This is a genomic window from Phormidesmis sp. 146-12 (assembly GCF_052939495.1).
Genome location: NZ_JBJPHS010000035.1, coordinates 37,052 through 58,787, shown reverse-complemented (window position 1 = coordinate 58,787; position 21,736 = coordinate 37,052). Strand labels below are relative to the sequence as shown.

Here is a 21,736-nt window from a genome sequence, read left to right as displayed (position 1 = left end):
GAATTTACTGTCCTCTCTTGCATTCCAGCTTCCTAGTTTTGTCAGTCAAGCAGGGAGCAAGCTAAATCCCCACGACTAAGGGACTTTGGAACTCTTCTCTTGAAGTCCCCCAAATTGGGGGGTTGGGGGGCAGAAGCTCCTAACAACGAAGCGAAAGAATTTTATCAAATCCACGTTTCCCCAAAGTCCAAAGTCCAGTGTCTAATGTCCTACCCCATGCAGCTAACCCAAACGCAAATTAATCAGTTTCGTGAACAGGGATTTCTCATTGTGGAGAAGTTTCTCACCTTCGATCAGGTCGATCGCCTCAACGATCGCCTCGATCCCCTCTTCGCCACTCAGTTAGAAACAGGCATCTACCCCGACGAATGGCATGGTCGGCCCGGCTTAAGTCAGCCCAACGCAACTCGCCAAATGTCTGGCTTGTGGCGCTGCGATCGTACCGTTGCCAGCTTTTCACTCTCTGCCCAAATCGCCCGTCTCAACGCAACCCTCGCAGGCTGGTCAGGGGGACGGTTTGCCCTCGATAGCTGCTGGATCAAGCCTCCCAACGCGCCCGAAGTCTCCTTTCACCGCAACAATACCCTCGTTTCTAGCATTGCGCCCTCTGCGATCGTCACCTGCTGGATTGCACTCGACAACGCCACCGCCGCCGCCGGAACGCTAGAATTTGTCCCCGGTTCTCATAAATGGGAGTGTCACGATCGCTTTCGATTTTTGCACGCACCTCAAGCCGACTATCGACAACCCCTCTGGGATGCTGCCCAAGAAGCGAAACAAACTGGGACGATCGTTGCGGCAGAGCTTTCTCCGGGTGGATGTGTGTTTCTCGACGGCAACCTTTGGCACGGATCGGGACGCAACCAGACGGCTGATTTGACTCGCCGCAGTTTCTCAATTAGCACCTTTCCGCTGGATATTTGCTTTCGATCGCCCGGAGTCGGAACGGACTATATTTTTGGTCGCTATCGTCGAATCGGCAGTGCTGAAGTTGATGAGAGTTTTTTTCCGACGCTGTGGACATCAGACGGGTATCGCACACCAATGGTTAATGAGTATTGCGACGATGCGTTAGTGAGTGTGAAATGATTCAACAAATGTGATCTTCTGCGGTCAGTAACGATTGCTACGAATTTTAGGTAACGATTCTCGTAGTGTTAAGCAGGCTACTTTGGCACGATCACAACCTACGGATTTTTGGTGGCTTATAGTTTGATCTCGATCGCCGCTCCCGTTTATCTTCATCGAGAACACCAATTGCGCTGGAGTGATGTAGTGTTTGCAATATTGAGTGTAGCTTTTATGATCGTTCCGGTTCTCAGAAATGTTGGCACTCCCGGTAAATCTAGTTTGTTTCCGGTTCCGACGGTTTATTACAATGTGTTTTCTTATTTGTTTTTACTGTATTTAGTGGTGGGCGCAGGTTGGTTTCTCCATATGCGATTTCCTGAGATCATTAACCATATGGGGAGAGACATCAAAGCCTCACACAGCCGTTCTAGCGACCTGAAAAAAGTGTAATTTACGGAGGTGTTGTCATGGTCATGGAAATTACGAAGCCAGAACAAACGATCGACCCAATTGCCGAATTTATCGCCACCCTTAGAGCGCAGAACGTTGAATATGTGCGGTTTGAACTGCCCGATCTACACGGGGTTTCTCGACTCAAGGTGGTGCCGATCGACAAAGTAGAAGGCTACACGCGCAAAGGGCTAAACTTCTACGGCGGTACATTGGCCCTTGATACAGCCTCAATGGTCGTTCCCAAATCGGGACTGCACGAAGAACGCAACTATCGCGATCATTTGCTGGTGCCCGACCTCAAAACGCTGGCTCCCGTTCCCTGGCAACCGCACACGGCGAAGGTGATTTGTGATGCGGTGTGGAGTGCTGATGAGCCGCTAACCGTTGCCCCTCGCTACGTCTTCAAACAGCTATTAGACAAAGCGACTGAGATGGGATTTGATGTGATGATGGGTCACGAATTTGAGTTTTACCTACTACATAGAGAGACTCAAGCGCCGCTGTTTGGCGGGCTACACATCTTCAATCACATTCGCAATCAATATGTCCCCGAACTCAATCAAATGTTGGATTACCTGCGGGCGGCGGGCATTGATGTGATCACCCACAATTGCGAGTATGCGCCTTCTCAATTTGAGATTAATTTTGGGCCGGCGATCGGGCTTCACGGGGCAGACAAGGCCTTTACCTTCAAGAATGCGGTCAAAGAAATCGCGCATCAACTGGGCTATCAGTCCATCTTTATGTCTAAGCCATTTTCCGATCGCGCGGGTTGTTGTTGTCACTTTCACATCAGTTTGCTCGATCGCCCCACTCAACAAAACGCCTTGCTCGATCGCACTCAGCCCGATGGATTGTCTCAAACGGCTCGATCGTTCATTCAGGGCATTCTCACCCACGCGCCCGCGATGATGCCGTTGATTGGCCCGACTCCCAACTGTTACCGCCGTCTCAAACCCCACACCTTTGCCCCCTCCAACATTAGCTGGGGAATCGAAGACCGATCGGCGATGGTGCGCGTCAAAGCTACGGGCGATCAAGATACTCACTTTGAAATGCGGGCGGCTTCTGGGTTGAGCAATCCTTATCTGACGGCGGCGGCGACTCTTGCGGCGGGCTTGTTGGGCGTTCAACACGGCTATAAATTGCAGCCCCAGGCGGACGGGCCGAGTGAAGATAATCCCGATTTGCCCAAGTTACCGCCGACCTTAGAAGCTGCGCTAGAGAGTCTGAATGCGGATAGTGGGATGCGATCGCTCTTAGGCGAAGAATTTGTACATCTATTGACAACCGTCAAACAGTTTGAACTCGCTCGTTTTCACAGCCACGTCAGCGATTGGGAGCGACAAGAATATCTGGAAGTCTATTAGTAAATCAATAACTCCGGCAATTAATTTGCGGCTATCACAACGAAACCCACCTTCGCAGGTTAAAACTTTCAGTTGTAGATTGTTGAATCCTTTCTCCTTAACCAGTCTGGTTGTGAGGTTTACTCGGACTGCCATTGTCCCAAATGCTGATCACAAAGCCTTGTTCTCTGGCGTGCTGTTCGATCGCGCTCTGATCCAATCGGTTAGCAAAGAGCAAGATCCCGCCCTCACAGCCATCACCCCGATTTAACGCCTGAGCGATCGCATCGAATGGTTGCAGATGATAGCCCTGCCACCCAAACGTTGGATAGGTGTCGCAAACCAAGACGAGCGATCGTGCCTCCCCTTTAACAGTGCCAGCCAAAATGAGAAAGTGCCCCACATTCCAATCTGCCGGGGGCGCAGAAATCGGGTCGCCTTTGAGATAAGCGATCGCGTCACTGACCGACAACTGGCTTCCCCACAAATGGTTCGTTCTCAGGTTGCAAAGCGGAATCATTTCCCAATCTGCCTGATGACAAAACTTCAAAACCGTCTCGACCCGTTCAGCAGACCACTCCGCCCGCAGAGGCACCAGACAATAAGCGTTTTGAGAATGCTCTGACACCGCCTCGATCAAACCCTGAGCAGACGTTCCCGCATCTTGCAGACGATCGGTTTCTGGTAAAGCCAACTCATAATCCTGACGAGACAAAGCACCCCTGGGCAGCCAGTTTGACGCATCCCCGATCGGAAGGACTGAACCCGCCGATCGCGCGATCGCTGCGGGAGAAATCGAGAAGTGGCGCGATCGTAGCAACAGAGATGCCCAATAGGGCCCACAAAGATTATCCTGCTGCTGTCCTGCAAGCTGACGTTCGCTCACAACCTGCGACATTCCAGGAAGTAGCTCGATTGAGAATTCACGATGCTGCATAGGGAACATCAGCTTACTTTTTGATGACTATAGGTTAGGGAAAGGACATTGGACGCTAGACATTCGACATTAGAAGTTAGGTATGAAGCAAAGCAAGTCCTGGGTTTGTGTCTCTTGCCTCCTGTCCTCTGTTTTCTCTCTTAGGTCAAACGTCTTCAGCCTATTTCTCTATCTTTTGGGATGCAAGTGGCGCTTGCAATTGGGGGCAACACTCGCTACGATGGTGCAAGTAATGCTTACATAACCCCACTGTAACGCCCTGCGATCAAAAATCCAGGTCATAGGAATTTCAATGACTCCAAACTCTCCGACTGTTCTTCCTAAGAGCAGAAACACCCTTGCGCCCAGTTGGATTACGATCGCCTTTCTGACTTCAATGCACGCGCTGGCACTCTTGGCTCCCTTGTGCTTCTCCTGGTCTGCCCTGGGGGTTGCTTTATTTCTCCACTGGCTGTTTGGCGGGATTGGTATCTGTCTGGGGTATCACCGATTGTTGAGTCATCGGAGTTTTCAGGTTCCTAAATGGTTAGAGTATACGATCGCCACCCTCGGCGCTTTAGCGATTCAAGGCAGTCCGCTTTCCTGGGTTGGGGGTCACCGCCAGCATCACGCGCACACCGAAGACGTTGACAAAGATCCTTACTCGGCAAAACGTGGCTTTTGGTGGAGTCACATGCTCTGGTTGCTGTATGATCGTCCCGAATTTTTTGATCGAGAAGTCTATTCTAAATATGCGCCTGACCTGGCCAAACAGCCCTATTATCGCTGGCTCGATCGCTACTTTCTGGTGTTGCAGATTCCTTTAATCGTTTTGCTGTATGCAATGGGCGGCTGGTCGTTTGTGCTGTATGGCGTTGTGGTGCGATCGGTTTTATTGTGGCATTCTACCTGGCTGGTCAATTCGGCGGCTCACGCTTGGGGCTATCGTACCTTTGATGCCGCAGACGGCTCTCGCAATTTGTGGTGGGTTTCGCTGGTCACCTATGGAGAGGGCTGGCACAACAACCATCACGCCTATCCCCATGTTGCCCAAGCAGGCTGGCGCTGGTGGGAAGTCGATACAACCTGGTGGGCAATCCGCGTTTTGAAGATGTTGGGATTGGCCAAGAAAGTTGTGATGGCTCCTGTGCAGGTGAAAAGTGAGTAAGCGTCCTTAAGGGAGCAATTAGCTGCTTTTACGAAAGTAGAACGACTGTGCTGACCCTTGGTATCAAACAGATTCGACGACTTTAGAAGAATAGAATACACTCTCGTTTAGATCTCCGATTTCTTGAAGAAGTTGGGGATTTTCACCTTTAAAGTGATGCAAATAACGTGTCGATGAAGTTTTCTCGCTTCATTATTGGGGATGAATCGTTGAGGTTGAAAGTTCGGCAGTCCCGCAGAATTGGGGTTTGGGGAGCGAGTTCAGACCATTATTCAGCAAGGTCAAAGTTCTGGGAAACGTCGATCGCTCTAATAACTTCCCAAATCTGCCCAATTCAGGGACAATCAAAGCGATAATCTGTAGCAACTTTCAGCAATGGACTCACAAATCGCGCAGTTAGTCGTCAACGGTATCTCGATCGGGACAATTATCGCGCTGTCTGCGGTGGGTCTGACGCTAACCTATGGCATTCTTCGGCTGTCTAATTTTGCCCACGGGGACTTTATGACGCTGGGTGCTTACATTACTTTTGTTCTAAACACGGCGGCAGGGGTGAATATCTGGTTGGCAATGGGGATTTCATCGATCGCGACGATCGCTGTCGCCCTCCTGACCGAAAAGATTCTCTGGGCCCCGATGCGGGCCAAAAGAGCCACTTCTACAACGCTGATTATTATCTCGATCGGGCTGGCCTTATTCATTCGCAATGGCATTATTTTTATTTGGGGCGGCAGTAACCAAAGGTATGCTCTCCCCGTTGCCGAAGCGCTTTCTTTTTTAGGAATTCGCATTCCTTTTTATAATCTTTTAGTGATTGTGTTAGCAGTCATTGCGATTGCGGCCCTGCATTATCTCCTGCAAAACACCAAAATCGGTAAAGCCATGCGAGCCGTTGCCGACGATATCGATCTGGCCAGAGTCACCGGAATTAACGTCGATCGCGTTGTGCTTTGGACGTGGGTCATCGCAGGCGGCATGACGGCCCTGGGAGGCAGTATGTTGGGACTGGTCGAAGCGGTGCGCCCGAATATGGGATGGTTTCTAATTTTGCCGCTGTTTGCGTCGGTCATTTTGGGCGGAATTGGTAATCCTTATGGGGCGATCGCGGGTGCCCTGGTCATCGGCATTGCTCAAGAAGTTAGCACCTACTTTTTGCGCCCAGAATACAAACAGGGAGTGGCCCTTTTGATTATGGTGCTGGTATTGTTGGTGCGTCCGCAAGGTTTGTTTAAGGGGACGATGTAGGCGGATCATCAGGTCGCCCTTGAAGAATCTATATTACAAATTCAATTACATCGTCCCGATGAGGAGCCGCTTATCCGTTCAGTTTTTTGGCCAGCAGTTGATTGGTTAGTTTGGGGTCAGCCCGTCCGCCTGTTTGCTTCATGACTTGACCCACAAAGAACCCTAACAGCTTTGTTTTGCCACCGCGATAGGCTTCCAGTTCTTTAGGATTGGCGGCAATGACGGACTCGATCGCCGCTTCGATCGCTCCCGTATCCGAAATTTGCACCAGTCCTTCTCGTTCGACGATCGCCTTAGGTGAGCCGCCTTTGGTCAGCAGTTCGGGGAGGATGTCTTTGCCGATTTTGTTGCTGATCGTGTTGGCATCAATTAGAGCGGTCAGTTCTGCCAGAGCGTCTGGGGTGAGCGGCAGATCTTGAATGCTTTTCTTCTCGGTGTTGAGATAGCCGCTGATGTCGCCCATGATCCAGTTTGCAGCTTGTTTGGGATTGGCCTTGGCCGCAACGGCCGCTTCAAAATAGGCGGCGACATCTCGATCGTCCGTCAACACCCGCGCATCATAAGCCGACAGCCCAAACTCATCTTCATAGCGATGGCGCTTTTGATAAGGCAGTTCAGGCAATTCATTGCGCCACTGGTCTAACTGCTCAGATGTGACTTCGATCGGGCCCAAATCCGGCTCAGGAAAATAGCGGTAATCGCTGGAGCCTTCCTTGATTCGCATACTGATCGTGCGTTGTGATCCTTCTTCCCACAGTCGCGTTTCTTGAAGGATCTTTTCTCCGGTCTCGATCGCGGCAATTTGTCGTTCAATTTCGTATTCGATCGCACGTTGAATGGCATTGAACGAATTCATATTTTTGATTTCGACCTTGGTGCCAAACTCGGCTCGACCAACGGGACGCACTGAAATATTCACATCGCAGCGCAGTGACCCTTCTTGCATATTGCCATCGCTCACGCCCAAATAGCGCATAATTCGCCGCAGTTCTTGAGCATATTCGGCCGCTTCTTGCCCCGATCGCAGATCCGGTTCTGACACAATTTCAACTAGCGGCACGCCCGCCCGGTTGTAATCGACGAGCGAATAGGTTGACCCAGACAGTCTATCGCTGCCGCCATGCACCAGTTTTCCAGCGTCTTCTTCCATATGCAGTCGAGTCACCCCAATGCGTTTGCGAATGGGCTTGCCCTCTGCGTCAGGCAGTTCGATCTCTAGCCAGCCATGTTCGGCGATCGGCAGGTCAAATTGAGAAATCTGATAATTCTTAGGTAGGTCAGGATAAAAATACTGCTTGCGATCGAACTTACTATAAGGTGCAATCTGACAATTGAGCGCCAGTCCCGCTTTGACCGCATACTCCAACACTTTCTGATTGAGCACAGGCAACACCCCCGGCAGTCCCATACAGATTGGGTCAATGTGCGTATTGGGGTCGGTGGTAAATTTTGCAGAGCTATCGGAGAAAATCTTGGTTTCAGTGCTTAACTGACAATGAGTCTCTAGCCCGATCACCGCTTCATACTGTGTTTTGGTTGGGGCAGCAATGGTCATAGAATCCTTCCCATATCGTGAAAGCCATACACTATTATTGTAACTTCAAGCGTGAGAAGGCTCTTCAAACTCTGACCCTCATACCTCACACGTCTCCTAACGTTTCTCACAAAATTCTGCTTAAGATAGTCAATAGAACCGACACAGAAGGGTTTAATAGAAAAGTTCCCCACTTCTGACTTCCACGGGAATTGAGGAAGATCCCAATGCTTGTTTGCCCTCAGTGCCAATTTGAAAATCCTCACACTAACAAGTTTTGTCAAGAGTGCGGAAGTTCTTTGACCGAAAAAGCTTGCCCTACCTGCGGGATGATCGTATCCCTGAGCGACCAGCGCTGTCTCAAGTGTGGCACCGTCACCGGAACTCTCTGGTGGGCGATTTTGTCAAACCCGTTGGATCAAACGCGGCAATCAGACTATCTGGATGTCGATCGTCGCTATCAGATTCTTGAACCCTTGCCCGATGCTCCCTCAGCCGTGAAGGTTCTTGATTTGCAGCCGCTACAGCTATCACCTTTAGAGACGCTGATTGCACCAGTGGAGGATATCTCTGAGCCTCAAGCTGTTGATCCCAGTGCAGAAGCATTGAGGTCGGTGATCATTTCGCCCCAGGTTCAGCTTTATCTAGACGTGCGATCGCAGATCAATCAGACCATTCCTCAAGTCCACGATGCCTGGAAAACGGAGCATCAAGAAGTGCTGCTGGTCGAAGATCGCTCTTCCCTGCCGTCTCTTGCGACTTACCTCAAGTCACAGTCTGCCATTCCGCTTCTGCAAATTTTGCACTGGTTTCACGAGATGCTGGACATCTGGGACGCTCTAGAGCCATACCACGCTCGTCAAAGTCTGCTGGACTTGCAAAATTTACGCCTCGACGAAGACCAGGCACTCTGTCTGCAATGGCTATCTGGGGAGTCAGAACCCGCACCCAACTTGCAAAACTTAGGAGGAGTCTGGCAATTTCTCTTAGAGCAACTTTCTCAAACTCAATCGGCTGCTCTGCATCTGCTGGTTGTAGACTTGCAAGTCGGTAAACTTGAAACAACGGACGTGCGATCGCGACTCGAAACGATTGCCCACGATTTTCAAATCAGTCTTACGCAAACCGAAACTATGCCTGACCCCCAAGAGTTTTCGCCTGATGACACGACCCTGCCGCTGAGTTCCGACGAAGACGGGGACGACGATTTTGTCCAAGCTGTGACCCTGCCTCCCGATGTCGAAGAGGACTCAGATGGGGACGATATGCCCACGATCGTTCTGCCGATGCAGCTATTCAGTCTGGATGATGCCGGACGCACCGACATTGGTCGCCAGCGCGATCACAACGAAGATTGTTTTTGCATCAATACACGGGTGATGAAGGCGCAACTTCCGGGAGGTAAAACCGTTCGGGCGCGAGGGCTATACGTGCTTTGTGACGGAATGGGCGGTCATGCCAGCGGGGAAGTAGCCAGCCAGTTGGCGGTAGACACCCTCAGAGAGTTCTTTCAAGACTTCTGGGAAAATGACGCGACGGGGCTACCCTCCAAATCGGTGATCCAGGAAGCGGTGCAGTTGGCAAATAAGGCGATTTTTGATGTCAATCAGCAGAATGCGCGATCGGGCAGTGGCAGAATGGGCACCACAATGGTGATGATGCTGCTTCACGACACCGAAATTGCGGTTGCTCATGTAGGAGACAGTCGGCTTTACCGCTATACGCGCAAACGACAGTTAGAACAGATCACTCTGGATCACGAAGTTGGACAGCGAGAAATCCAGCGAGGAGTTGAGAAAGAAATCGCCTACGGTCGCCCCGATGCTTACCAATTGACTCAAGCGCTAGGGCCGCGAGATGAGCATTTCATCAACCCCGATATCCAGTTTTTAGAACTCAATGAAGACACTTTGATCATCCTGGCTTCTGATGGTTTAACGGACAATGATTTGCTGGAGAAACACAAATTGACTCACCTTGATCCCTTTATCAGTTCACAAGCCAGCCTGGAGCAAGGAGTGGGTCAACTTATCGATCTTGCTAATGAGTACAATGGTCACGACAATATCACGGCCGTAGTGATCCGTGCCAAAGTCCGACCCAATTTGGATCATTTGAAGTAAAGCGTTCTGAGTTCTAGTTTTGATCGATCCGTTTTATTGACTCAAACCTAGAACTCAACCTTTTGTCGTAACTTTTTGGAGTATTTGGCAAAAGTAGGCTTACTCCTTTATTCTTCGCACAGAGGTGTTAAAAAACTCATGCTAAGGTCTACTAATCTTCTTCCCAGCTATCAACTGATAACAGGTCACTAACAGGGTCTTGCATGGTGAAGTCAAACGCCTGGAGTTCTTGTTTCCAATAGGCCCATTCATCTCCATAGAGCAGGGCAATCTTCCACAGGCTGTCGCTGGGTTTGAGCAGTTTTGAATCGACGAGCGATCGCACCTGGCGTTGCAGCTTAACCATCGGGTGAGCTACTTGTTGGGTCATACCGTCTTTGATCATGATTAGGTTGTGTAAAAATCTAAGTCAGCCTTCTAAAAGTTCCTGAGCAATGCGTAGGTAGTTGCTTAATCAGAAAGCGGCTTTTCAGCTTCTAATGTTAGCGTATTTAGTGAGCTTTGTGGCAAGTAATTTTTTTAATCCGCACCTTTAGATCCGTTGATGAATCTATCTGTAATAATCGTGAAAAATCACGGATAGTCTAGCATCTACAGGAAGAAGGATTTTATTTACTCAGTCACATAGCGTACTTCTAAGCTTTTTTGTCTAAGTCTGCTAATGGCTCTGCAATCGTTAAGGGTAGCGCTGTGGGTCAAAGGTGAGTCAGACTTTTTTTCGTGGCTGAGATAGTAGGGTGAATAGCTTGAGCGATCGTATCGTGAATCTAAATTACAATACTCAGCAACTCAACTGACTAAGATAAAAAAACGACCATCATCTACTGACAGCCGCTTGTAAGTTCAGGGAATGATTTAGGAAATTTAAATTGAGTCTAGGCAACCCCTACTAATTTGTGTTCTGGATTCATTTGTAACACTGACGATTCAGCCGGAATGATCGAGAAATCAATGGCTGAATGTGGATCAACGCCTGATGCGGCGGCTAGATAGCGTTCTGCGATCGCATTCACAATCGGCATCTCTCCAAAGGCTCGGCCATCGACCGATCGGATCGGCGTAATCTCAGCCAAAGTCCCCACCAACGCCATCTCGTCTGCAATGATCAACTCAGTGCGATCGATCGGCCGCCGCTCAAACGGAATCCCCATTGAGTTGCACAACGCTTCTACAATATCGATGCTGATACTTTCTAAGGCACCTTCCCAGGCGGGTGGCGTAAACACTTTGCCATCGCGCACAATGATTACACAAGAAGAAATGCCTTCAGCGACTCTCCCTGCCTGATTGAGCAAAATCATGTCAGAATAGCCGCGATCGCGTCCTTCAATCTTCACAAATCGCGCTACTTGATAATTTGTGCTGGTTTTGACTCGGCAGGGAAGGGCGAGATCGGTGGCTCGTTGCCAGGGGCTAATGCCAACATCCATTGGGGCCGGGCGCTCTTTTGGGGTGTGGTAGGCCGTCAACACTAGATTAGTCGTGCTGTCTTCGCCCCAGTGGCCTTCGTCTCCATAGAGTGTGGCGCGTACCCACATATTTTTGTCGTGTTTGTAGAGTTGTTTTACCAGTTCGTGAGTGGCCTGTTCAAATTCTTCGTAGCTCATTTCAAAAGGCATGTACATGATCTTGGCAGAACGCAGCAAGCGATCGTAGTGTCGTCTCATCGCTACAATGCCAAAGCTGCCGTCAGGTTGCCAATAGCCTTTTAGACCTTCAAAAACATTTAGCCCCCGCAAGACGGCCTCGCTTGAAATGTGAAAAACAGCCTCTTCCCACAGACAGACTTTCCCGCCAAAGTAGACATATTTGGGTTTCTGTAGCTTTGTTGATAAGGTCATAGGGTCTGATTCCTTCAGGTAAACAGGAGATGAGTGAACCGGATTGTAAAGCTGAAAAGAGATCGTCCTGGGACACTGCTCAAACAAAAGGGGGGCTTTTGAGACATTCGCTGGACTGGCAACTCTGAAAGGGGTCAAGTCGTCTGGTTGGGTCTAGAGGTTAAGCACTCCAAAAAATCCTCCGAGTTTCTCCGCAGAGGGGGAGTTAGTTAATTACTCCGTATCATAGTTACGCCAGAATAATTACTGATGACTAAAGTTGAGAACTTTATGGAATTCTTAAGGAAAACCTAAAATTATAAATTTATTATTTCTCACAAGTTGAATTAGACAGAAAAAGCAACTTCTAAATTGGATGAACTGCTTGCAAAATATGGCTTACTCAATCGTTTTTTTAACTGTTCATCCATTCATATCTGTCTAAAAACGTCATAGATTAATAACGATGTTTACTCAAACAAAAATGTACTCAATCAGGCAAGAATGAACGCTCAAATTTCCATTCTCTTGCTCTAATCAGCTTTTACAACTTCTCAAGTCTCTATTCAAAGCGTCGCTAAACTGCGATCGTCGGCATATCAAACCGAATATTGGATTGTCTGAAGCGATCGAGGGCCTCACCAAGACGATCGCAGTCCGCAATCAAGCTAATCCGCACATAGCCTTCGCCTCCCGCTCCAAAGGCGTTTCCAGGAGTCACGACTACACCCGTTTTCTGCAACACAGACAGCGCAAAATCAGTCGAACCCGTACCCGGAGGACAGGGAATCCACAAATACATCGTGGCTTTGGGGGTAGGAATCGACCAGCCTAGGTCTGCCAGACCTTTGATCAAGAAGTCTCGACGAGTGCGGTAGCGATCTTGCACTTCAACCAGGTACTTGTCTGGAAGCTGAAGGGCCGTTTCTGCGGCAGTTTGCAGCGCGGCAAAAATTCCGTAATCCAGATTGGTTTTGAGCGTGCGTAAGCCTTGAATCACATGCCGATTGCCGACGACAAATCCGACGCGCCAGCCTGCCATATTGTAGGTTTTGGACAGCGTATGAAACTCAACGCCAATTTCTTTGCCCCCCGGAATCTCAAGCAAGCTGGTGGGCTGATAGCCGTCAAAGGCTAATTCTGCATAAGCCTGATCGTGGACGAGCAAAATCTGATAGCGACGGGCAAAGGCGACAACTTCCTCAAAAAATTCACGCGGAGCGGTGGCCGTTGTGGGATTGCTGGGATAGTTGAAGTAAAGGATCTTGGCACGTTCGGCAATGCGATCGGGAATCGCCGCCAAGTCAATCAACCAATCCTGCTCCGCCTTGAGAATCAACGGATAAATTTCTCCACCTGCGATCAGCGGCCCGCGAAAATGGGGCGGATAAGACGGACTCGGCACCAAAACGACATCGCCTGGATTGATATAAGCCAGCGCCAGGTGAGTGAGTCCTTCCTTGGAACCTAAGAGGGGCAACGCTTCACCGTCAGGATCGAGATTCACTGCATAGCGACGACGATACCAATCTGTAATCGCTTTTCTAAAGCTGGCAGTGCCTTCAAAGGGAGGATAGCCGTGATTTTTGGCATCCTGAAGGGCCGCGCTGGCCGCCTCAACGATCGGAGCCGGAGTCGCTCCATCAGGATTGCCCATTCCCAAATCAATTAAATCAACCCCTTGCGCTCGTGCATTTGCTTTCAATTCATCCAGCCGCGCAAACACGTAGGGAGGCAAAGATCGCAGACGATCGGCGGGGGTAATCCAATTTAGGCTCATGATCAATGGGTGAGGAGTGAGGAGTGAGGAGTGAGGAGTTAACGAAAGGGGTAACTTACCCAAACTGCCTGTCTGAGTTAGGTATTTTAACCTGGAATAGATCCCGATCGACCATCCTCACGGCCCACACTTTTCTCCTCACTCCTCACACCTCTCTCCTCACCTCTTCCACAAGGCGCTGTTGTTGAAACCATTGCGGCCATCAGTTGGGCTGGAGTCACGCTAAAGGGTAGACGATGAATGTCAGAAGTCTCGGCGCAAGCGATTTCGGCGGATTTTTGAAGGGCGGCGATCGTTACGCTTTCTAGTCCCAACTCTGTCAACGTTTGTGGCAGTCCAATTTCACGGTAAAACTTCAACAACTGCTGGCGGGCTGTGGCGGCTAACTGGTTGCCCTGGATCATTTCTTCGAGCCGAAGCTGTACCAAAATCCCAAACGCAACTTTTTCGCCGTGTAGGGTTCCATGACTTTCGAGCAGGTGCGTTAAGCCATTGTGAACGGCATGAGCCGCGACGGTTCGACATTGTGCGCCGCCGATTCCCCCGATTACGCCCGCCATCAAAACGGAGGCATCGACGACTTCGCGCCACGGTTCGCTACCGGGTTGTTGGAGAGCGATCGCTGACTTTTGAAACAAGATATCTCGCAGCACTCGCGCCTGTTGGACGGCAGCAATCAGAAAGGTTTTTTCAGAGTGACCGCTACTGACCGCAGCCTCATACCATTTGGCGATCGCGTCTCCAATCCCGGCAACCAGCGTTCTTTGGGGTGCAGTGGCGATCAGGTCATAATCTAGAATCAGTAAGTCAGGACATTTTGACAAACTCACGTCATACAGAAACGCCCCTTGTTCTGAGTAAATGTTGGAGAGGGCAGTCCAGGCGGCACAGGTAGCCCCGGAAGTTGGAATCGTGACGATCGGCAATTCACCTTGAAAGGCTACAAGTTTAGCGGCATCCAACGCTTTACCGCCGCCAATTCCAATAATCAAATCAGCTTGATGAGCAATGGCCGCCTGTTTGAGAGACAGAAGCGCTTTTTCGCTGCAATCTGCGCCATAAGAAGCGTGAGCGATCGACAGCTTTTGTGCCTCCAAAACAGAATTGAGACGAGGCTGGATCACTTCTAACGTACGATCGCCTCCTACCAATAGCGGACGAGATCCCAATCGAGCGATCGTTTTACCCATCTGCTCCAACGCTCTTACCCCTCGAACGACTTGAGCAGGAGCGATCGCCAGCGAAATCAAAGAATCAGTTTGAGTGGACATTTGAACTTAACGAATCACAAAGACAACGGTTTATGGTTGAGATTTTTGGAACGGCTAAGGATCGTGAATTGAATAAGATCGATGATTGCCTGGTTGCTTCGCCCCCTAAATCCCCCATTCTGGGGGACTTTGAGAAAGCAGAAATTCTAGAATTTAAGTCAGTTTCGCGGTTCAAGATTTAGGGGGCAGAAGCCGAATCAAACGAAGCGAAACCGCAAGAATTACAGGTTGTTTAATTCACGATCCCAAGGATTAGAGTTTCAAGCTTTTGCCTGCGGGAGTTGAGCCAGGTTTTTGCGGTAGATCTTAATGGTTGCCTGATCATCGTCTCGAACGGACAGCGATCGCTGAATTTCTCCGATAAACAACGGCTGAGACAAACCTTCTCTGGGATGCAAAATCGTCCGCGCTCGAATCAGCAGGCGATCGGCTCCTTGAGACAAGCGACCTGGAGAATACAAATCGGCGGAGGCTTGACGCAGAGTGGCTTCTAACTGCGGCTCCGTAACCGTCGGCGGCACAGCAATCACCACGACATCAGCCGACTGGTCATAAATTCGAGAATAATGCACCGCACCCGGAATCGACGGACGCGCATGGAGACCCAAACTCAGCCCAAAAATTCCCGCCGTCAAAACCCCCATAAATCCAGTAATCCCCACCAATCGAAAGCGAATTCCCCATTTGAACAAAAAGGCCATCACAGTCAAGACCGCCAGCGCGATCGTCAAAATTCCTGCCCATTGGGTTCCGGTAATCAGTTGTTGAGTTTCAAACATGGCAAGGCGTTTTGAGGGTTAAATTAAGCTTGAATTTGAGGCTATTCGTTGCTGACAGCGACAGGCGCGTTTGAAGCTTCGAGGGCAGCTTTCATCGTATGCCAGGTCAGCGTTGCACATTTGATTCTGACAGGAAACTGAGAAACGCCCTGCATAACATTGAGCTTGCGCTGCTCCGTCGGAAATTCGGCTTTGCCCAACATCATATTTTGAAAGCGCTGCACCATTTCTAACGCTTCGTCAGTTGCTTTACCGCGCAGAGCCTCCGCCATTAGATCCGCCGATGCCATTGCGATCGCGCAGCCTTCTCCTTCAAATTTCACATCCTCAATGCGATCGCCCGTCTCATTAAGCTGTACGGTTAGCTCGATCGTATCTCCACAAGAAGGGTTGTGTCCCCGCTGTTGACGGTGAACCGGATTCGTCACCCCTTTGTGTTTTGGCTTCTTGTAGCGTTCAAGAATGACCTGTTGATAAAGGTCGCGCAGGTTCCCCAAAGTCATGGCTTGGATTTGTAAATGGATGGTTCATCTTTCTTCACTCTAGAAGTTTTTGAGCCGTTCTGTCATAAATCGCGCAAGAAAGAGACATTCGACCAGAGACATTTAGACCGAAGTCCAAAGTCCAAAGTCCAGAGTCTGGAGTTAGTTTGGATTCTCTTAAACCCGATCGCTATCTAAATTTGGTACTCTATCGAAATAGTCTTGGGGAAGAGAGCGTGGATATTCAAATTGGCAGGGGCAAAACCGCTCGTCGAGCATACGGAATTGACGAAATTGCGCTGGCTCCAGGACAGCGAACCCTCGATCCAAAGTTGGCCGATACTCGGTGGAAAATTGGCGGCATCGATCGCGAAATTCCGATCATTGCCAGCGCGATGGATGGAGTCGTCGATGTAGAAATGGCCGTCTTATTGTCAAATCTGGGAGCATTAGGCGTTCTCAATTTAGAAGGGGTACAGACGCGCTACGAAGACCCCAACCCGATTTTGGACGAAATTGCATCAGTCAGCAAAGACGAATTTGTCACCCTGATGCAGCGACTCTACGCCCAACCGATCAAACCTGAACTGATCGAACAGCGCGTCCGAGAAATCAAAGAGCGCGGTGGCATTGCGGCCGTTAGTGCGACCCCGGCAGGCGCGGCTCAGTTTGGGCAGGTCGTCGCTAAAGCAGGAGCCGATTTGTTCTTCATTCAGGCAACGGTTGTCTCAACGAACCATTTGTCTCCTGAAGCGATCGCTCCCCTCGATCTGGCAAAATTCTGTCTAGAAATGCCGATTCCAGTCATCCTGGGCAACTGTGTCACCTACGAAGTCACGATGAATTTGCTCAAAGCAGGTGCGGCTGGCGTTTTGGTCGGAATTGGCCCCGGTGCAGCTTGTACCTCGCGGGGCGTTTTGGGGGTGGGTGTCCCGCAGGCAACGGCGATCGCAGACTGTGCGGCCGCTCGTGATGACTACTTCCGCGAAACTGGAAACTATGTGCCAGTCATTGCCGATGGCGGCTTGATCACCGGGGGAGATATTTGTAAATGTATCGCCTGTGGAGCCGATGGTGTGATGATTGGTTCCCCGTTTGCGAGAGCCAAAGAAGCGCCTGGTCGCGGATTTCACTGGGGAATGGCCACACCAAGCCCTGTTTTGCCTAGAGGCACGCGGATTCGAGTCGGCACCACAGGCACGCTAGAACAGATTTTGCGTGGCCCGGCTCAACTTGACGACGGCACCCACAACTTTTTGGGCGCACTCCAAACCAGCATGGGCACTCTTGGCGCAAAAGACCTCAAGGAAATGCAGCAGGTAGAAGTGATCATTGCCCCCTCACTACTCACCGAAGGCAAGGTGTATCAAAAAGCGCAACAGTTGGGGATGGGGAAGTAGAGGATGAGTGTCAATTCGACGCTGAAAGTTCAAGCTTCTTTGCCAAGTTCTAAACGAATTCTTAAGAGTTTTTTCAGTCTTGGCTGGAGTGACTGGTAATTCCAAATCCGTCGTCTAGAATAGAGAAAGCGGAGACGCATGTTTCCGTTCACTCCTCACACCACACTCCGCCTGAGCTTCGGTTCGGGCGGTTCCTTATTTAAACGGAGTAAGGGATGGGGGAGTTGTCAAAGAAAAGAAATTAGAGAAATCTCGACGGTTAAGACTGCAATAGAGGTCAGCTTTACCCTATACGCTGCACCCTCACCCCTCTTTCTCAATCTTCAGGATTGTATCTATTTATGTATGGCGTGAATTCTAATAGCCCCGTTATTGCTATGGTAGAATTTCGTCGAATGATATATTAGGCAAGGATTTTCAGGCATGTCAGCAGCCGCACAAGTCACAGATTCTACGTTTGATCAAGAAGTGCTTGAGAGCGAAGTTCCGGTATTGGTAGATTTTTGGGCCCCTTGGTGCGGCCCCTGCCGGATGGTGGCTCCCGTTGTCGAAGAAATCGCAGCGCAGTACGAAGGCAAAATTAAGGTTGTCAAAGTGAATACAGATGATAATCCCAGTGTTGCCAGCAAGTATGGGATTCGTAGCATCCCCACGCTGATGATTTTTAAGGGTGGACAGCGGGTTGATATGGTGGTGGGTGCCGTGCCCAAAACCACTCTGTCAAATACGTTGGAAAAGCATCTCTAGTCGCTTAATTCGCTCCAGGTCGCCCATACCTGAAGTTTCGTCAAACAAATCGTTACTTTACTCGCTTGTCCGTCATTTTCTTTAAGCATTGAGCATTTGAGAAAACTCATCTGCGATCGGGTGAATTGACGCTTCTGGTCATCAGGTAACTTTGCTCTCACTGCGCCTCAGCTTTCGGGTTTTGGGGCGTTTTTCAATGGAGAAGCTCAACCGATTTGCAGAATACCGATAGAATAGAATACCCGGTTTGCAGGTAGTGTTTATGGCTTCCGATCGCTCCTCTCATTCCATCGAGTCTCTTCAAGCAACGGTGAATGATCTGTTTACTCAGTTGCCTCAGTTGCGGAATGGCGACTTGATTGCTCAAGCGTTTGCGACCATTGTACGAATCGCTGGGGATGAGATCGATCGCCTCGACTGGAAGATGCTCAATGCCTCGCTGCAAGATATGGAGCGGGCTTTCAGTACGTTTTATCCCTATCGTCACGTTCGCAAGATCGCAATTTTTGGCTCGGCTCGCATTTCGTCAAACACTGAGGAATACGAGATGGCTCGTGAGTTTGCCCGCTGTGTGACGGCTCAGGGCTATATGGTGATTACGGGAGCAGGCGGCGGGATTATGCAGGCTGGCAATGAAGGGGCTGGGGCCGAGAATTCATTTGGTCTAAACATTCAGCTTCCGTTTGAGCAGGGCGCAAATCCCTTTATCGAAGGCGATCCAAAACTGGTGCCCTTTAAGTATTTTTTCACGCGCAAGGTGTTCTTTCTCAGAGAGAGTGACGCGCTGGCGCTGTTCCCAGGCGGGTTTGGCACGCAGGATGAGGCGTTTGAATGTCTGACGCTGACGCAAACAGGCAAGTCTGCCCCGGTGCCATTGGTATTAATTGACAAGCCTGGTGGCGACTATTGGCACGATTGGGCGACCTATATCGACAAACAGTTGATGAATCGCGGCTTGATTGGGGCTGACGATCCGAGTCTATACACGATTACGGATGACCTGGATGTGGCTTGTGACGCGATTTCTAGTTTTTATAAGGTCTACCACTCCAGTCGATATGTGGGCGAAAAGCTAGTGGTGCGCCTCAAGTCAGAATTGCCTGATGAGCGGGTCGAAAAGCTAAACGATCGCTTCTCTGATATTCTCGTGTCGGGCAAAATTGAGAAAAGTCGAGCGCTGCCTCAAGAAGGTGAAGATGAGACTTTGGAGCTACCGCGTTTGATTCTTCACTTTAACCAGCGCGATCTGGGCAAGCTGTATCAGTTTATCGCCGCGATCAATCAATTGGGAACGCCGCTACTGTCGCCCGAAGACTCGGCCCATCCCGAAAGAAAGTAGGAGTATGGGATGTGCTGTGCCCCTAACGAAATCCAGGTTCAGCGGGTACTTTATTTGCGCGCTAGTCCCTTAGCTGCTTTGAGGAGAACGATCGCTTTCTGACAAGTCATTCTGAGGAATCTGTGTGTCGGTGAGATGCTTTAAGCCCCAAGCCGTTATTACCTTTAAAACAGGGCGCAAGCTTTTTCCCTTCTCGGTCAGTTGATAGTTCATTCGGCGGGAGTGGTTACCATAAGGCTGCTTTTCTGCTAACCCTAATTTTTCGAGCAGCTTGAGGCGGTTTGCCAAGATGTTCGTTGAGATGCCTTCAGGAGAGTCCAAAAACTCTTCAAATCGCTGCTTTCCAAAGAACATCATGTCTCGGATCACTAATAGCGTCCAGCGATCGCCAATCAGCTCCAGCGTACAGGAGACAGGGCAGGTAGAGCGTCTGGGTTGGGTCATAGCTGAGAGCAGGTTGATTACTTGCATTTTACAAGCGATGCCTGCTAAAGTGCTTTCTAACTTGCAACTTAAGAGGTAAGGATGGACACAGCCAACCAGAAGCAGCCGTTTGAGGTTGAGATCAACTTACCAGTTAGAACCTATGATATTGACTTTGCAGGTGTTGTGAGCAACATCGCCTACGTTCGCTGGTTAGAAGATTTGCGCCTGGAGATGTTAGTCCACCATTTTCCATTGGATAATCTACTCAAGAGTGGCGTTGTCCCTGTTATTGTGCAGACAAAAATTGACTACAAGCAGCCCATCAAACTCTTTGACATTCCAAGCGGCAAAATGTGGATCAAGACGATGGAGTCCTTACGGTGGACGGTTAATGCCGCGATCGTCGTCAATGATAAAGTCGCTGCTCTCGGTGAGCAAGTTGGCATTTTTGTTGATGTGCAAAGCTACAAACCAATCCGCGTGCCACAAGGATTAAAGCAGAAGTATCAGGAGTTTGTCGCCTAAACAGCGCAAGACGTTGGTTCGTCAACGTGATTAAATCAACGTCAGTTCGATGAACGCTTCGCTTCGCTTTTAGATCCAGGAACGCCCCCTAAATCCCCCACGAGTGAGGGACTTTGAACCAGAATTCCTCTCTGAAAGTCCCCCAAAATTGGGGGGTTGGGGGGCAAAAGCCGTGAACAAGGAAGCGAAGAAACTCTCATCGAATTCACGTTAAATCAACGACTCATCGCACTCTTACAAATCCAGCTTTGGCGATCGCCTCTTGTCCCTGGTCAGTCAGTAGAAAATTGGTGTAGGCTTCTCCTGCCTGCTGTTCGGCTTGACCGTTTTGCTTGACCACGACAAATAGATTGCGCGTAATCGGGTAGCTGCCGTTTTGAAACGCTTGCGTATTGATTTGGTTGCGCTGACCGCCCGGACACTGCGACAAAAAATTGCCCTGATAGGGAGCCACAAACTGAGCGGCAGTCCGTCCGATCGCCAACGGTTTGATCGTGCATTGTGGAACCACTTCGGGCGCAGATGCAAAATAGATGCCTCCCGATGTCGCCGCCAATCGCTGAAGGGCTTGAGTCGTGGTTGAGACAATTTGCACATCGTTGGCAAGGGGCTGACCGCCCAAAATGCTTTCGATGAATAGCTCAACAGTGCCGCCAGAGGTCGCCGATCGAGAAAACGGAGTGACTGCTAGATTGGGGCCGCCTAGTTCTTGCCAGTTTTTGACGCGGCCGCTGTAAATTGATTTAAGTTGATCAATCGTCAAATTTTGCACAGCCAAACCAGGATTGACGGCCACCGCAACACCATCGATCGCCACGGGAATCTGTTTGAGCGTAAAGCCGCGCTGTTGGGCCTGCTGATACTCCGTTTCTAAAACCGGACGCGAGGACTGCGTAAAGGCAATCTGCCCATCTAACAGCATTTTGATCCCCAATCCAGAACTCGGCGGACTGCCCACCGGATCGACATAGCGCAAGCGAAATTCGGGTCGTGTGGATTGAATAGCGGTATCGATCGAGCCGCGAATCGGTGCCCAAGACGTACTGCCTCCATAGCTAAACAGCCCCGACGGGACAGCCTGAACTTGAGAGAAATTGGCGGCTCCTGTTTGCCCAGGTGGAGTACCAGGAGACTGATCAGGCGATCGCGGCTGAGACTGATTTTGCGATTCTTGCGAAGTCAACTTGCCGACATCCACACCCGATCGCTGCGTAAACCACCAAAAACCACTGCCCAACAAACCCGCTGTAATCAATAGTGAAGCAATTAATACCGGAGTTTCGTTCTTTTGAGACATAAAATCATTGC

21 protein-coding genes are annotated in these 21,736 nt (G+C 50.0%); 10 read left to right on the top strand and 11 right to left on the bottom strand.

The genetic code is table 11. The annotated features are described in order from the left end of the window. The first annotated feature begins 204 nt into the window (after positions 1–204). The 3 genes from ACKFKF_RS16200 to ACKFKF_RS16190 all read left to right on the top strand — a co-directional run bounded on the left by ACKFKF_RS16200 (position 205) and on the right by ACKFKF_RS16190 (position 2,894). Entirely contained in the window at positions 205–1,089 is an 885-nt protein-coding gene (locus tag ACKFKF_RS16200) for a phytanoyl-CoA dioxygenase family protein (protein ID WP_446868615.1), read from the top strand. Positions 1,090–1,200: 111 nt separating this feature from the next. Beyond that, complete coding sequence (locus ACKFKF_RS16195) at positions 1,201–1,521, top strand: hypothetical protein (RefSeq protein WP_446868614.1); 321 nt, start codon at positions 1,201–1,203, stop codon at positions 1,519–1,521. Positions 1,522–1,538: 17 nt separating this feature from the next. After that, positions 1,539–2,894: a glutamine synthetase family protein gene (locus ACKFKF_RS16190; RefSeq protein WP_446868613.1), complete on the top strand. Its 1,356-nt coding sequence runs from the start codon at positions 1,539–1,541 to the stop codon at positions 2,892–2,894. A gap of 97 nt (positions 2,895–2,991) precedes the next feature. Here the strand turns inward: ACKFKF_RS16190 and ACKFKF_RS16185 are convergent, their stop codons facing one another. Beyond that, positions 2,992–3,810: a DUF6885 family protein gene (locus ACKFKF_RS16185; protein ID WP_446868612.1), complete on the bottom strand. Its 819-nt coding sequence runs from the start codon at positions 3,808–3,810 to the stop codon at positions 2,992–2,994. 292 nt (positions 3,811–4,102) lie between these two features. Here ACKFKF_RS16185 and ACKFKF_RS16180 point away from each other — a divergent pair, with 292 nt between their 5' ends. Together ACKFKF_RS16180 and ACKFKF_RS16175 are read left to right on the top strand one after the other, a co-directional pair. Further along, complete coding sequence (locus tag ACKFKF_RS16180) at positions 4,103–4,957, top strand: acyl-CoA desaturase (protein ID WP_446861768.1); 855 nt, start codon at positions 4,103–4,105, stop codon at positions 4,955–4,957. A 375-nt stretch (positions 4,958–5,332) separates the two neighbouring features. Beyond that, on the top strand, positions 5,333–6,202 hold the full coding sequence (locus tag ACKFKF_RS16175; protein WP_446868611.1) for a branched-chain amino acid ABC transporter permease: 870 nt from the start codon (positions 5,333–5,335) through the stop codon (positions 6,200–6,202). Positions 6,203–6,272: 70 nt separating this feature from the next. On the opposite strand, the gene gatB is transcribed toward ACKFKF_RS16175, so the two are convergent. Further along, on the bottom strand, positions 6,273–7,757 hold the full coding sequence (gene gatB / locus ACKFKF_RS16170; RefSeq protein ID WP_446868610.1) for an Asp-tRNA(Asn)/Glu-tRNA(Gln) amidotransferase subunit GatB: 1,485 nt from the start codon (positions 7,755–7,757) through the stop codon (positions 6,273–6,275). A gap of 206 nt (positions 7,758–7,963) precedes the next feature. On the opposite strand from gatB, the gene ACKFKF_RS16165 reads away from it, so the two are divergent. Beyond that, entirely contained in the window at positions 7,964–9,859 is a 1,896-nt protein-coding gene (locus tag ACKFKF_RS16165) for a serine/threonine phosphatase (protein ID WP_446868609.1), read from the top strand. Positions 9,860–10,010: 151 nt separating this feature from the next. Here the strand turns inward: ACKFKF_RS16165 and ACKFKF_RS16160 are convergent, their stop codons facing one another. From ACKFKF_RS16160 to sufU, 6 genes are all read right to left on the bottom strand, one after another. Next, the gene (locus tag ACKFKF_RS16160; RefSeq protein ID WP_446861764.1) at positions 10,011–10,229 is read right to left on the bottom strand and encodes a DUF4327 family protein; all 219 of its coding nucleotides are present in this window, start codon (positions 10,227–10,229) and stop codon (positions 10,011–10,013) included. 505 nt (positions 10,230–10,734) lie between these two features. Continuing rightward, entirely contained in the window at positions 10,735–11,700 is a 966-nt protein-coding gene (locus ACKFKF_RS16155) for an aminotransferase class IV (protein ID WP_446868608.1), read from the bottom strand. A 556-nt stretch (positions 11,701–12,256) separates the two neighbouring features. Then, positions 12,257–13,459 (bottom strand): aspartate aminotransferase, encoded by a 1,203-nt coding sequence (locus tag ACKFKF_RS16150; RefSeq protein WP_446868607.1) that lies wholly within the window; start codon positions 13,457–13,459, stop codon positions 12,257–12,259. Positions 13,460–13,545: 86 nt separating this feature from the next. Next, positions 13,546–14,730: an iron-containing alcohol dehydrogenase gene (locus tag ACKFKF_RS16145; RefSeq protein ID WP_446868606.1), complete on the bottom strand. Its 1,185-nt coding sequence runs from the start codon at positions 14,728–14,730 to the stop codon at positions 13,546–13,548. A 260-nt stretch (positions 14,731–14,990) separates the two neighbouring features. Continuing rightward, a complete protein-coding gene (locus tag ACKFKF_RS16140; protein WP_446868605.1) occupies positions 14,991–15,509 on the bottom strand; it encodes a DUF2518 family protein in 519 nt (172 codons plus the stop codon). Between the two features lie 41 nt (positions 15,510–15,550). Beyond that, positions 15,551–16,012, bottom strand: a complete 462-nt coding sequence (gene sufU / locus ACKFKF_RS16135; RefSeq protein ID WP_446861759.1) for a Fe-S cluster assembly sulfur transfer protein SufU — start codon at positions 16,010–16,012, stop codon at positions 15,551–15,553. A gap of 215 nt (positions 16,013–16,227) precedes the next feature. Here sufU and ACKFKF_RS16130 point away from each other — a divergent pair, with 215 nt between their 5' ends. Next, positions 16,228–17,391: a GuaB3 family IMP dehydrogenase-related protein gene (locus ACKFKF_RS16130; protein WP_446868616.1), complete on the top strand. Its 1,164-nt coding sequence runs from the start codon at positions 16,228–16,230 to the stop codon at positions 17,389–17,391. Between the two features lie 423 nt (positions 17,392–17,814). Then, the gene (gene trxA, locus ACKFKF_RS16125) at positions 17,815–18,138 is read left to right on the top strand and encodes a thioredoxin (RefSeq protein ID WP_446861757.1); all 324 of its coding nucleotides are present in this window, start codon (positions 17,815–17,817) and stop codon (positions 18,136–18,138) included. Here trxA and ACKFKF_RS16120 read toward each other — a convergent pair. Beyond that, positions 18,135–18,299 carry a hypothetical protein gene (locus ACKFKF_RS16120; protein ID WP_446868604.1) on the bottom strand — a complete coding sequence of 55 codons (165 nt, stop codon included), beginning with the start codon at positions 18,297–18,299 and terminating at the stop codon, positions 18,135–18,137. The genes trxA and ACKFKF_RS16120 overlap by 4 nt on opposite strands. A gap of 101 nt (positions 18,300–18,400) precedes the next feature. On the opposite strand from ACKFKF_RS16120, the gene ACKFKF_RS16115 reads away from it, so the two are divergent. Further along, positions 18,401–19,477 carry an LOG family protein gene (locus ACKFKF_RS16115; protein ID WP_446861755.1) on the top strand — a complete coding sequence of 359 codons (1,077 nt, stop codon included), beginning with the start codon at positions 18,401–18,403 and terminating at the stop codon, positions 19,475–19,477. Positions 19,478–19,546: 69 nt separating this feature from the next. Here ACKFKF_RS16115 and ACKFKF_RS16110 read toward each other — a convergent pair whose 3' ends face one another. After that, on the bottom strand, positions 19,547–19,921 hold the full coding sequence (locus ACKFKF_RS16110) for a winged helix-turn-helix transcriptional regulator (RefSeq protein ID WP_446868603.1): 375 nt from the start codon (positions 19,919–19,921) through the stop codon (positions 19,547–19,549). Between the two features lie 81 nt (positions 19,922–20,002). Here ACKFKF_RS16110 and ACKFKF_RS16105 point away from each other — a divergent pair, with 81 nt between their 5' ends. Continuing rightward, on the top strand, positions 20,003–20,428 hold the full coding sequence (locus tag ACKFKF_RS16105) for an acyl-CoA thioesterase (RefSeq protein WP_446868602.1): 426 nt from the start codon (positions 20,003–20,005) through the stop codon (positions 20,426–20,428). A gap of 223 nt (positions 20,429–20,651) precedes the next feature. Here the strand turns inward: ACKFKF_RS16105 and ACKFKF_RS16100 are convergent, their stop codons facing one another. After that, positions 20,652–21,725: a PstS family phosphate ABC transporter substrate-binding protein gene (locus tag ACKFKF_RS16100; protein WP_446868601.1), complete on the bottom strand. Its 1,074-nt coding sequence runs from the start codon at positions 21,723–21,725 to the stop codon at positions 20,652–20,654. Positions 21,726–21,736 lie beyond the last annotated feature (11 nt).